At 60.2% G+C, this 12,090-nt stretch carries 10 protein-coding genes; all 10 read left to right on the forward strand.

Features of this window, described 5'->3' with window-relative positions:
• Nucleotides 1–14 precede the first annotated feature (14 nt).
• The 10 genes from tssA (at nt 15) to SM766_RS19550 (ending at nt 12,090) form a co-directional block, all read left to right on the forward strand.
• Nucleotides 15–1,070, forward strand: a complete 1,056-nt coding sequence (gene tssA, locus SM766_RS19505) for a type VI secretion system protein TssA (RefSeq protein ID WP_368948865.1) — start codon at nt 15–17, stop codon at nt 1,068–1,070.
• Nucleotides 1,071–1,152: 82 nt separating this feature from the next.
• Nucleotides 1,153–1,671, forward strand: a complete 519-nt coding sequence (tssB, locus tag SM766_RS19510) for a type VI secretion system contractile sheath small subunit (RefSeq protein WP_274830729.1) — start codon at nt 1,153–1,155, stop codon at nt 1,669–1,671.
• Between the two features lie 11 nt (nt 1,672–1,682).
• Nucleotides 1,683–3,179 carry a type VI secretion system contractile sheath large subunit gene (tssC, locus tag SM766_RS19515; RefSeq protein ID WP_274830728.1) on the forward strand — a complete coding sequence of 499 codons (1,497 nt, stop codon included), beginning with the start codon at nt 1,683–1,685 and terminating at the stop codon, nt 3,177–3,179.
• A gap of 79 nt (nt 3,180–3,258) precedes the next feature.
• Nucleotides 3,259–3,762, forward strand: a complete 504-nt coding sequence (locus tag SM766_RS19520; RefSeq protein ID WP_274830727.1) for an Hcp family type VI secretion system effector — start codon at nt 3,259–3,261, stop codon at nt 3,760–3,762.
• A gap of 72 nt (nt 3,763–3,834) precedes the next feature.
• Nucleotides 3,835–4,662 (forward strand): type VI secretion system accessory protein TagJ, encoded by an 828-nt coding sequence (locus SM766_RS19525; RefSeq protein WP_347509028.1) that lies wholly within the window; start codon nt 3,835–3,837, stop codon nt 4,660–4,662.
• Nucleotides 4,655–5,152 carry a type VI secretion system baseplate subunit TssE gene (gene tssE / locus SM766_RS19530; protein WP_274830725.1) on the forward strand — a complete coding sequence of 166 codons (498 nt, stop codon included), beginning with the start codon at nt 4,655–4,657 and terminating at the stop codon, nt 5,150–5,152. Before SM766_RS19525 ends, tssE begins: the two co-directional genes overlap by 8 nt.
• A 2-nt stretch (nt 5,153–5,154) precedes the next feature.
• Entirely contained in the window at nt 5,155–7,032 is a 1,878-nt protein-coding gene (gene tssF, locus SM766_RS19535) for a type VI secretion system baseplate subunit TssF (RefSeq protein WP_274837458.1), read from the forward strand.
• Nucleotides 6,996–8,051, forward strand: a complete 1,056-nt coding sequence (gene tssG / locus SM766_RS19540; protein ID WP_274834009.1) for a type VI secretion system baseplate subunit TssG — start codon at nt 6,996–6,998, stop codon at nt 8,049–8,051. Before tssF ends, tssG begins: the two co-directional genes overlap by 37 nt.
• Before the next feature lies 1 nt (nt 8,052).
• Entirely contained in the window at nt 8,053–10,761 is a 2,709-nt protein-coding gene (gene tssH / locus SM766_RS19545) for a type VI secretion system ATPase TssH (RefSeq protein WP_368948867.1), read from the forward strand.
• 90 nt (nt 10,762–10,851) lie between these two features.
• Nucleotides 10,852–12,090 (forward strand): hypothetical protein, encoded by a 1,239-nt coding sequence (locus tag SM766_RS19550; RefSeq protein WP_274830721.1) that lies wholly within the window; start codon nt 10,852–10,854, stop codon nt 12,088–12,090.

The raw sequence follows: 12,090 nt of genomic DNA on the forward strand, positions 1-12,090 counted from the left end.
TTTTGGGAGGTCAGATGGATCCGGCGGTACTGCTGCAGCCAAAGGAAGAGGATGCACCAAGCGGTGCAAATCTCGAGTATGACCCGGCCTTCACGGATATGGAGCTTGCTGCTCAGCCGGGGGAAGAAACCGTTATCGGCGATGAGCGCACCGAGGCGACGGATCCCGATTACCGCGAAGTCGCGGTCAAGGCGACAGAGGTTCTGGAGCGCAGCCACGATCTGCGGGCTGCCGTGTTTTTGGCCGATGCCTTGCTGCAATCCGAAGGTCTGTCCGGTTTTGCGGATGTGACCACATTCATGCGCGGCTGTCTTGAGCAATACTGGGACACCTGCCACCCCGAGCTTGATGAAGACGACGGCGATCCGATCATGCGGATCAACGCGGTTCAGGATCTTTGCGGTCAACCCGGTGGCATGGCAGGGCCTTCACCGGTCTACAGGTCTCTGCGCCGCACGCCTCTGAGCGACAGCCGCGGATTTGGCCGCTTCTCCCTGCGGGAGATGGAAGTGGCCGAAGGGATTGCGACGGCGCCATCGGACATGGAGCGGGTGCCGGATCAGGCGACCATAAGTGCTGCCTTTCAGGACAGCGATCCCGAAGGGGTCGCGACCCGGCTGGCGGCGGCTGAAACGGCGGTCGAGAACGTTAAGGCAATCTCTGCGGTGTTTGACGAACAGACACCGGGGCAGGGGCCAGAACTGGATCCGCTGATCAAGCTGCTGCAACAGATTGCCAAACGGTTGCGCGACTATGGCAATGTCGAAGAGGGCGCCGAGGCGCCGGAGGCCGATGCGGCAGAAGAGGCCGAGGCCGGAACTGCCGTGGCAGCGCCCGCTGCAGCTGCCGGGATTGCGCCGGGGGCGATCAACTCACCGGCGGATGTGTCCAACATGCTGGACCGCATCATTGGCTATTACGCACGCGAGGAACCATCGAGTCCGGTGCCATTACTGCTGGAGCGGGCAAAGCGTCTGGTGGGGGCCGACTTCCTCACCATCATGAACGACATGGCGCCACGCGGTCTGGAGAATGTGCAGTTGATCGGCGGCATTGAGGACGACGATTGAAACAACAGGGACAGTGGCGTGTGACGACAGGTCGAAAAGATCACCGCATCGTGCCACGGAATTGACGAGTAAGGAGACCTAGATGGCCGGAAGTTCACAAAAGTTCATCGCCCGGAACCGGGCGCCCCGGGTTCAAATCGAATATGATGTGGAGCTGTACGGCGCGGAAAAGAAGGTCCAGCTGCCCTTTGTTATGGGTGTGATGGCGGATCTGACCGGGAAATCCGAGGTGGAACAACCCGCAGTCGCCGATCGCAAGTTTCTGGAAATCGACGTGGACAACTTCGATGACCGGATGAAGTCCATGGCGCCGCGTGCCTCTTTCACCGTGCCCAACACGCTGACCGGCGAGGGGAACCTGGCCGTCGATATCACTTTTGAAAGCATGGATGATTTCAAACCGGCCGCTATCGCTGCCAAGGTCGAGCCGCTGCGCGAGCTGCTGGATGCGCGCACGCAGCTGAGCAACCTGATGACCTACATGGATGGCAAGACCGGCGCCGAGGATCTGATTGCAAAAATCATGCAGGATCCGAGCCTGCTGAAAACCCTGGCGGCCCAACCGAAACCCGGCGGCGATGCCGGGTCTGATGCGGAATAAGGAGGATCACAATGGCTGACGAAGAACTCCAGACCGAAGCCGCAGTTGCCGAAAGCGCCTTTGGCTCCGCCGAATTTGAAAACCTCCTGCAAAAGGAATTCCGCCCCAAGTCCGATCAGGCGAAGACCGCCGTCGAAAGCGCGGTCAAGACCCTGGCCGAACAGGCCCTGGCCAATACCGGGCTGATTTCAGATGATGCCCTGCGCTCGATCGAGAGCATCGTGGCTGAGATCGACAAGAAGCTGACCGAGCAGGTCAACCTGATCCTGCACAATGAAGAGTTCCAGCAACTGGAAAGCGCCTGGCGCGGACTGCATTATCTCGTCAACAATACCGAAACCGACGAGATGCTGAAAATTCGGGTGATGCCGATCAGCAAAAAGGAACTGGGCAAGACCCTGAAGAAATTCAAAGGCACTGCCTGGGACCAGTCTCCGATCTTCAAGAAGCTTTATACCGAAGAATTCAGCCAGCTGGGCGGTGAACCCTATGGCTCGCTGGTGGCGGATTATCACTTCGACCATTCTCCGCCGGATATCGAACTGCTGGGCGAAATGTCCAAGATCGCCGCTGCAACCCATGCGCCGCTGATCACGGGCGCCAAGCCGACCCTGTTCCAGATGGACAGCTGGTCCGAACTGTCCAATCCGCGCGATCTGACCAAGATCTTCCAGACGCCGGAATATGCCGCCTGGCGGTCCCTGCGCGAAAGCGAAGACTCCAAATACGTTGGTCTGGCGATGCCACGCTTCCTTGGCCGTCTGCCTTATGGATCGAAGACCGATCCGGTGGATGAATTCGCATTCGAAGAAGACACCAGCGGTGCGGGCAGCGAAAAATACGGATGGGTCAATGCCGCCTATGGCATGGCCACCAATATCACCCGCTCGTTCAAGACCTACGGCTGGTGTTCGAGGATCCGGGGCGTCGAAAGCGGCGGTACACTGGAAGAGCTGCCATCGCATACCTTCCCGACGACGGATGGCGGCGTGGATCAGAAATGCCCGACCGAGATTGCCATTGATGACCGGCGCGAGGCGGAACTGGCCAAGAACGGCATGATGCCGCTGATCCACCGCAAGAACACGGATGTGGCGACGTTCATGGGCGCGCAATCCCTGCACAAGCCCACCGAATATGACGATCCGGATGCGACAGCGAATGCCAACCTTGGGGCCCGCCTGCCGTATCTTTTCGCCACCTGCCGGTTCGCACATTACCTCAAATGCATGGTGCGCGACAAAGTCGGGTCGTTCAAAAGCCGCCAGGATATGGAAAGCTGGCTGCAGAACTGGATCAACAATTACGTCGATTTCAACGCCGATATTTCATCGGAAAACGAGAAGGCGCGCAAACCTCTCGCCGCTGCGGAAGTGGTGGTCGAAGAGGTCGAGGGCAACCCGGGCTATTACAGCTCCAAATTTTTCCTGCGCCCGCATTACCAGCTTGAAGGACTTTCCGTCTCGCTCCGGCTGGTGTCGAAACTGCCCTCAGAAAAAGGAGGCTGATTTCCACTCATCAGCCGCACACAACAGGGTCTGACAAAACATTTGGCCTTAACGAGTACTGAATTTGAAAGGATAGAAAATGGCTGCGAATATGTTCGTCGAGATTTCGGACATCGAAGGCGATGCAACCGAAGAGAACCACAAGAACTGGATCGTGATCCAGTCCGCCAGCTGGAACGTGGAACGCGCTGTCGAAATGACCGATCTCGGCTCGACCCAGCGGATGCATGCGAATTCGAACTTTGGTAAGATCGAGCTGACCTCCCAGATGGGCAAGGCATCCAACGAGCTTGCCAAATCCGTTGCAAACGGCACGGTGCGTCCGGAAATCATCATGCACTGGTGTCGTTCGGGTGACAGCCAGTCCGAAGGTCTGCTGGCCTATTCCGAATGGAAGCTCAAGGATGTGGTGGTCGACAGTTATTCGATCTCCGCGAGCGAGGATGGCATCCCCGAGGAAACCTGGTCGCTGGCCTATGCCGCGATCGAGCACACCTACAAGTCGACGAACCAGAAGACCGGCAAACTGGAAAAACCGGTTGTCTTCCAGTGGAACGTTCAGTCGGGCAAATTCGAATACTGATATGCCCTCGCCCCGGACGTTTTGGGCGTCCGGGGTATTTGTTTGTGATCAAGTAACTGTCGGAGTTGGCGCATGACCCCCGAGGAATATCTGAAGTCGGGCGATCCTGGTAAGGCGCTGACGGCCCTGCAGGACAAAGTGCGGGCGGACCCGTCGAATGCGAAACTGCGAATTTTCCTGTTTCAACTGCTCTGTATTCTAGGGGACTGGAAACGGGCCATCGCCCAACTGAAGCTGAGCGCTGAACTGGATCCGGGCGCCACGCTCATGGCGCAGACCTACCGCGAAGCGATCATCTGCGAGGTGTACCGAGAAAAGGTCTTTCAGGGTGAAAAGGCCCCGATGATCTTTGGCGAGCCTCAGGACTGGCTGGCGCATCTGATCGAAGCGCAGAAACTTCTGGCGCAGGGCAAACACGATGAATCCGCAGCGCTCCGGGCCAAGGCTTTTGATGCGGCCCCGGCGACCCCGGGTGAAGCGGATGGCAAGGCCTTTGACTGGATCGCCGATGCCGATATGCGGCTTGGTCCGGTGCTGGAGGTGATCATCAACGGCCGGTATTTCTGGATGCCCTTTTCCCAGATCCGGTCGCTTGAACTGGATGAACCGGCTGATCTGCGCGATCGGGTCTGGATGGCAGGAACGATTACGCTGGTGAACGGGGGTGAACTCGTCGCGCTGGTGCCAACCCGATATCCAGAAAGCACCGAGGCAGACCCGGAGGCCATGATGGCCCGGGCAACGGATTGGCAGGATATCGGCGCGAATACCTATATCGGCATCGGTCAGCGGTTGCTCACCATTGGCGATCAGGACATCGCGATTATGGATCTGCGCAGTCTGCGCTTGCATGGCGCCGAGGACACGGATGAGCCGCAGGGCGGCCTGACGGATGGCTGATCAGACCCTTGCCGAACGCCTTCAGCCCTCTTTGCTGGATCGGCTGACGGACAATGATCCCGGCAACCGCAAGGAAAGCCGGGAATCGCGGGTGATCGACCTGAACCGGCTCCGTGATATCATCCAGCGGGATCTGTCCTGGCTGCTGAACACGCTGAACGGAGAAAGCCATATTCCGGTCGACAGATATCCGGCGGTGGCGGCTTCGGTTCTGAACTACGGGCTGGGTGAAGTTTCGGGTGAGTATTCGACCAGCGAGAAAACGGAAATGATCCGGCGCGGGATCGAGCGGGCGGTGTCCCGCTATGAGCCGCGGATCATCGAAGGATCTGTCGATGTCCGCCTGACCGGCGAAACAGAGGCCGCAGGCATGACGGTGGCTCTGGAGATCCGCGCGGATATGTGGGCGCAACCGATGCCACTGGAGCTTTACCTGCGCAGCAAGGTTGATCTGACCACCGGTGAAGTGAACGTGGAACGAGGGCTGTAGCAATGGATACACGGCTGCTGGACCACTATGAAAACGAGCTGAATTACCTGCGCGACATGGGCAGCGAATTTGCTGCGGCCTATCCGAAAATTGCGGCGCGGCTTGGTATGGAGGGGGTTGAGGTTCTCGACCCCTATGTGGAACGGCTGCTGGAAGGGGTCGCGTTCCTGTCGGCCCGGGTGCAGCTGGAGCTGGAGCTGCAGTATCCCAATTTCACTTCGAACCTGCTGGAAATCATTTATCCGCATTACCTTGCGCCGACGCCCTCGATGATGATCGCGGCCTTTGAACCGGATACCAGCAACTCTGCCGTCAAAAGCGGCTATGTTATGCCGCGCGGCTCGGTGCTGCGGTCGCGCCTGACCGAAGGGGAGCAGACCCCTTGCGAATTTCGCACCGCGGCGGAAATCACCATGTGGCCGATCGAGATCACTGAGGCCCAGTATATCGACGGTCGCGGGGATCTGGTGGCCGCCGGGGTTGCAACCGGCTTTGATGCCCGCGCCGGTATTCGCCTGCGGCTGAAACGCAACGATGGTGAGGCGCTGCGCGATCTTGGCATGGACCGGTTGCAGATCTACCTGTCCAGCGCAGCGGGCAACAGCTGGCCCTTGCTGGAACTCCTGTGCACCCAGGTGCAGGGGGTTGTCGCGCGGTCAACCAACCGCAGGGCCGATTGGCAGGCGCCTTTGGCTGATGGCGCTGTGGTGCAAAAGGGGTTTTCCCGCGAAGAGGCTTTGCTGCCGGTGCCCCGGCAATCCTACGACGGCTATCGCCTGCTCCAGGAATACTTTGCCATGCCCGAACGGTTCCGCTTTGTGGAACTTCAGGGGCTGGCGCCCGCATTGCAGCGTGCCGAGGGGGATGAGGTCGATATCTACATCCTGCTGCGCGAAGGCATGCGCGGTATCGAGCCCATCGTCGTGCCCGAGGTTTTTCAGCTGAATGCGGTTCCGGCGGTGAACCTGTTTGAAAAACGTTGCGACCGGGTCCGGATCACCCCGAACGACACCGAACATCAGGTGATCCCGAACCGGACTGCGGGGCTGGATTTTGAAATCTACGCCTTGCGGAGTGTTACCGGGATCAGCGGCGAAGGCGAAGATGACGTGGTCTTCCGCCCGTTCTATTCGGCCACTGATTTTACCGCTGCGGGGGAAACCCATCCCGCCTATTACACGATCAAACGCCGGATGCGGCAAAGATCGGAAAAGGAGCGCCTGCGCGGGGTGCGCTCGTCCTACCTAGGGTCCGAAGTCTACCTGACGCTGGTGGACCGGACGCAGGCGCCCTTCGGGCCGCATCTGGAACAGCTGGCGGTCAATGCGCTTTGTACCAACCGGGATCTTCCCTTGCTGCTGGCAACCGGGAACGATGACGTCTTTCACCTGCCGGAGGGCGGGCCGGTGCGGAAGATCTCCTTGCCGGTCGCTCCGACGCGGCCGCATCCGACTCTGGCGCAGGGGGATACCGCCTGGCGGCTGATCTCTCATCTCAGCCTCAACTACGTGTCGATTGCCGACAGCGGCAAGGGGCAGGCGGCAGAGGCCCTGCGCGAGTTGGTGGGCCTTTATGCCCCATTGGGAAACCGGGTCACCGAAAAGCAATTGGAAGGGATCGTATCGGTGTCGAGCCGCCCCATCGTGCGGCGGATGAGCGACGAGATCCTGTCGACCGCCGTGCGCGGGCTCGAGATCACAATCGGATTTGACGAAAGCTTTTTTGAAGGCAGCAACATCTATGCGCTGGGGGCCGTGCTGGAGCGGTTCTTTCGCGGATATGCCACCATCAATTCGTTCACGGAAACGGTTCTTCGAACCGAGAAACGCGGAGACATTGCCAGATGGCGACCGGAAAAGGGCCTCGGCCGGATGATCTGAGTCTATATGGCCGGTTGGCCGCGTCGCCTGAAGAGCATCACGTTTTTCAGGCCCTGCGGCTGCTGGAGGCGCATTTTGCCGAGGCCCCGCGCCTCGGCGAAAGCCGTCGCCCGCGCGAGGACCGTCTGCGGCTGGGGCAGGAGGCCGAGCTGGCCTTTCCACCCTCCACCATTGCGGGCTTCACCCCGCCAGAGGGCGACCGGCCTGCGCGCCTGACCAACCGGTTCTTTGGTCTGTTCGGCCCGCAGGGTCCGCTGCCGCTGCACCTGACGGAATATGCCCGGGATCGCAAACGGAACCACCGTGATCCGACCATGGTGGCCTTTGCCGATATGCTGACTCACCGGATGCTGAGCCTTCTGTACCGGGCGTGGACACAGGGGCAGCCGGCCGTCAGCTTTGACCGCGCCGATGATCCGATGGCAAAACGCATCGCTGCCTTTACCGGCTACAGCGGCAAGGGCTTGCCGGATCGCGATGCAATGCCCGATTTGGCGAAGCTGCATTTTTCGGGGCACCTGTCCCAAGGCGCAAAGCATCCCGAAGGGCTGGTCTCGATCCTGTCCGCCTTCCTGGAGGTGCCTGTCCATCTGGAAGAATACGTCGGCAGCTGGCTGCAGCTGGAACCGGATGACCGCTGGCAACTGGGATCCGGGGCTTTGGGGCGCAGCACCAGCCTTGGTGACAAGGTCTGGAGCAGAACCGCCAAGTTCCGCCTGCGGATCGGCCCGCTCAGCCTTGCGGATTACAATCGGCTGCTGCCCGGCGGCAGAGCCCTTTCGCGCCTGCGGTCCATCGTGCGGTCCTACGTCGGCGATGTGCTGGACTGGGATGTGAATCTTGTGCTGGCCGGAGACGAGGTGCCGCGCGCCAGTCTCGGCGGCAGCACCCGGCTGGGCCATACCAGCTGGATCCGCTCGCGGCCCGATCCGGACAAGGACCAGCCCGATGCGGGTGATCTGTATCTGTATCCCGGTGTCGCCGCCGGGTCCCAAGAACGAGTAGAGGGAGTTATGTGAAATGACCGAGATCAGCCGTGTGGCCTTGTTCGGCAAGCTCAACAAACTGGGGTATCAGGCCGTCGAAGGCGCAACCGTATTCTGCAAGATGCGGGGCAATCCCTATGTGGAGCTGGTCCACTGGATGCATCAGCTTCTGGCGCTACAGGACAGCGATCTGCACCGGATCATCCAGTACTATGACCTGGACACCGGCAAGATCGCGACGGAACTGACGCGGGCGCTGGATATGCTGCCGCGCGGGGCCTCGGCGATTTCGGATCTGAGCGATCATTTGATGGATGCGATGGAACGCGGCTGGGTCTGGGGCTCGCTGCTCTATTCAGACTCCAAGGTGCGCAGCGGTTATCTGCTGCTGGGGATGCTGAAAACACCCGCCTTGCGCAATATCCTGGCGTCGATGTCGCCCGAGCTGGCCAAGATCGGCGCCGATGATCTGGCCGACAATTTTGCCGCAGCCACGGAAGGCTCGCCCGAGGATCGCCTTGGCGCGCAGGATGGCAGCGACGTGGGCGGCGGTGCCGAACCGGGTGAAGCTTCCAATGCGATGGCCCCCGGCGCCATGGGCAAGGGCGAGGCGCTGGAGCAATTCTGCACCGACCTGACCGAACAGGCCCGCAATGGGGAAATCGATCCGATCGTCGGCCGGGACGAGGAAATCCGCCAGATCGTCGATATCCTGATGCGACGGCGCCAGAACAACCCGATCCTGACCGGGGAGGCAGGCGTCGGGAAAACCGCGGTGGTCGAAGGCTTCGCGCTGCGCATCGCCCGCGGCGATGTTCCGCCCGCCTTGCAGGATGTGCGGCTGCTGGTGCTGGACGTGGGTTTGTTGCAGGCCGGCGCCAGCATGAAGGGCGAATTTGAAAACCGTCTGCGGCAGGTGATTGACGAGGTGCAGGCCAGCCCCACGCCAATTGTGATGTTTGTGGATGAAACCCACACGCTGGTCGGGGCAGGGGGCGCAGCGGGCACCGGCGATGCGGCCAACCTGCTGAAACCGGCCCTGGCGCGTGGCACCCTGCGCACCATCGGCGCAACCACATGGGCCGAATACAAGAAATACATCGAAAAGGACCCCGCGCTGACCCGCCGTTTCCAGGTGGTGAAGGTGGATGAGCCGGACATTCCCAAGGCGATCCTGATGATGCGCGGCATCGCTTCGATGCTGGAGAAACACCACCGCGTGCAGGTTCTGGATGAAGGTATCGAAGCGGCGGTCACCCTGTCGGCGCGCTATATCCCGGCGCGGCAATTGCCGGACAAATCCGTCAGCCTGCTGGATACGGCCTGCGCTCGTGTGGCGGTCAGTCAGCACGCAGTCCCGGCCGAGGTGGACGACAGTCAGCGCCGGATCGAGGCGCTGACCACCGAGCTGGAGATCATCGGTCGCGACGAAACCGCCGGCTATGACGTTGCCGCGCGGCGCGAGGCCGTGGCAGCCGCAAAGACCGCCGAGGAAGAACGCCTGGCGGAACTCAAAGGCCAATGGGACCGGGAAAAAGCCGTGGTTGAGGCGATCCTTGAGCTGCGCGCCAAGCTGCGCGAGGGCGCCGCGCCGGTGGATGCGCCTGCCGAAGAAGTTGAAGACGCCGGTGACAGCCCGCTGGATGAGGAAACCCGCGCCACCCTGATGCAGGAGCTGAAGGAAAAGAACGCGGAACTGGAAGAGCTGCAGGGCGACCGCCCCCTGATCCTGCCCATCGTCGATCATCAGGCGGTGGCCTCGGTCGTGGGGGACTGGACCGGCATCCCGGTGGGTCGCATGGTCAAGGATGAAATCGCCACCATCCTGTCGCTCGAAGAGCATCTGGCCAAGCGGGTGATCGGACAGGATCACGCGATGCAGATGATTGCCAAGCGCATCCAGACCAGCCGCGCCGGCCTCGACAACCCGAACAAACCCATCGGTGTCTTCCTGCTGGCCGGCACCAGCGGTGTGGGTAAGACGGAAACGGCGCTGGCCTTGGCCGAGGTCCTTTATGGTGGTGAGCAGAATGTCATCACCATCAACATGTCCGAATATCAGGAGGCCCATTCGGTCAGCTCGCTGAAAGGCGCGCCTCCGGGCTATGTCGGCTATGGTGAGGGCGGCGTTCTGACCGAGGCGGTGCGTCGCAAGCCCTATTCGGTGGTGCTGCTGGATGAGGTCGAAAAGGCCCACCCGGACGTGCACGAGATCTTCTTTCAGGTCTTTGACAAGGGCGTGATGGAGGACGGCGAAGGCCGCGTGATCGATTTCAAGAACACGCTGATCCTGCTGACCTCGAACGCGGGCAGCGATCTGATCATGGATATGTGCGCCGATCCGGATCTGATGCCGGAACCCGAAGGCATCGCAAAGGCGCTGCGTGATCCGCTCCTGAAGATTTTTCCGGCGGCGCTTCTGGGGCGTCTGGTGACGATCCCCTATTATCCGCTCAGCCCCGACATGATCGCAGAGATTACCCGGCTGCAGCTGGGTCGGATCAAGAAACGCGTCGAGGAAGCGCATAGCGTGCCGTTCTCTTATTCGGATGCGGTTGTCGACAAGATCGTCGAGCGTTGTCAGGAGCTGGAAAGCGGTGGCCGGATGATCGATGCCATCGTCACTAATAGTATGCTGCCCGACATCTCGAACGAATTCCTGCGCCGCCTGATGGAGGGCCGGGAGGTGAGCAAGGTTGAGATCGACATCGCGGATGACGCCTTCTCATACGCATTCGAATAGGGGCGCAAAGCGCGCCGGGTGAACCGGCACAAGTAGTCAGTAGGAAACAGCGGTCGACGGGGCTGCAATTTTATCAGTGAGGATCTTGAGATGGCAAAGACGACAGTAACAAAGGCAACGCTGCCAATCATCGATATCGTGCGCAGCAAACCAAAGCTGATCTATCTGGAAATCCCCAAATACCGTGCGGATGTGGTGATCGAGGTTACAACCACTGGCAAGCTGTCGAAGCCCAAAGAGGTGCCCAGCACAGCGATGAACCGTCTGAAAGCGGCCGCCGAGGCGGTGATGCTGGATTACGAGAAGATCATCAAGGAAGAGGCGGTCCGGCTCGACAAGAAGATCGGCGAGCTGATGCAGGAGCCGACCAAGAAGAACGTGGCAGCGGCGCAGCAGATGATCGCTGACTCCAACATGAGCATCAAGAACGCCTTGGCCTCGGCCGAACCGGCAGCCCAGAAGGCGGTTGAGAAGACGCTGAAGGCCGAGGCGCAGAAAGACAAGCTGCTGAAAGAGGCGCGGGTCAAGACTACGGTCAAATGCAGCCTTGGTGTGATTAAGATCGGCGCCTCGGTGGCGAAACTGATTGCCACGTCGGGGGCCGAGATCACCTCCTACAAAACCATCGTGGTCGAGGTGGCCAAACTGGGTCTTGAGATCAATCAGCAGCTGAAGAACGAAGCCAAGCTGCGCAAGGACCTGCAAAAGGGGCTCGCTGCCTTTCTGAAACTGCGGGAAACCTCGGTGCAGCAGGCAATCGACCGGCAGGGACTTGGCGATATCGCGGGCAATCTCGATTATTCCAAACCGATGGCCGCGATCAAGGGAGCGCTGAAATCCGCAAAAGATGCCGGAGAGGAAGTCACCCAGGGGCGTGATCTGAAATCCATCGCCGCAAAGATCATGGATTTCTCGGTGAAGAAGATCAAAAGCAACCTTGCCGATGTGGAAAAGGCCCGCGTGGCCTACCGTGAACACACCACCAAGACCCGCCACCGCGCTGACAAACTGGGCGCCAGCGCCGACAAGCTGATGAAGGCGATGAAGTCCAACAGGACCCTGAAGGAAGGGGTCAAGATCGGCGCGAAATGTATGGACCTGAAACGAGCTGGTTCTGCCATGAACAAGAAGCTGGCCGAGCGCGAAGCGTTTCTCGTTGAAATTCAGGAGGTGATGAAGGGCAACGGTCTGGAGATCGACGACCGTACCACCATTCAGAAGATCAAGGAGCTGGAGAAACTGACCATCCTGGAAGAGGGCAAGGGCGTCCTTGATGCGATCAAGGACATCAAGGGGCTGGTCGATAACGTGGTGGAAGCGGCGGCCTGA

Source organism: Pseudophaeobacter sp. A-200-2, from assembly GCF_041008815.1.
In the GTDB taxonomy this organism is placed as follows: domain Bacteria; phylum Pseudomonadota; class Alphaproteobacteria; order Rhodobacterales; family Rhodobacteraceae; genus Phycobacter; species Phycobacter gallaeciensis_A.

Bases quoted from the DNA above. Each gene is read 5' to 3' on its own strand.
- tssA (WP_368948865.1), top strand. From the start codon at position 15: ATGGATCCGGCGGTACTGCTGCAGCCAAAGGAAGAGGATGCACCAAGC.
- tssB (WP_274830729.1), top strand. From the start codon at position 1,153: ATGGCCGGAAGTTCACAAAAGTTCATCGCCCGGAACCGGGCGCCCCGG.
- tssC (WP_274830728.1), top strand. From the start codon at position 1,683: ATGGCTGACGAAGAACTCCAGACCGAAGCCGCAGTTGCCGAAAGCGCC.
- SM766_RS19520 (WP_274830727.1), top strand. From the start codon at position 3,259: ATGGCTGCGAATATGTTCGTCGAGATTTCGGACATCGAAGGCGATGCA.
- SM766_RS19525 (WP_347509028.1), top strand. From the start codon at position 3,835: ATGACCCCCGAGGAATATCTGAAGTCGGGCGATCCTGGTAAGGCGCTG.
- tssE (WP_274830725.1), top strand. From the start codon at position 4,655: ATGGCTGATCAGACCCTTGCCGAACGCCTTCAGCCCTCTTTGCTGGAT.
- tssF (WP_274837458.1), top strand. From the start codon at position 5,155: ATGGATACACGGCTGCTGGACCACTATGAAAACGAGCTGAATTACCTG.
- tssG (WP_274834009.1), top strand. From the start codon at position 6,996: ATGGCGACCGGAAAAGGGCCTCGGCCGGATGATCTGAGTCTATATGGC.
- tssH (WP_368948867.1), top strand. From the start codon at position 8,053: ATGACCGAGATCAGCCGTGTGGCCTTGTTCGGCAAGCTCAACAAACTG.
- SM766_RS19550 (WP_274830721.1), top strand. From the start codon at position 10,852: ATGGCAAAGACGACAGTAACAAAGGCAACGCTGCCAATCATCGATATC.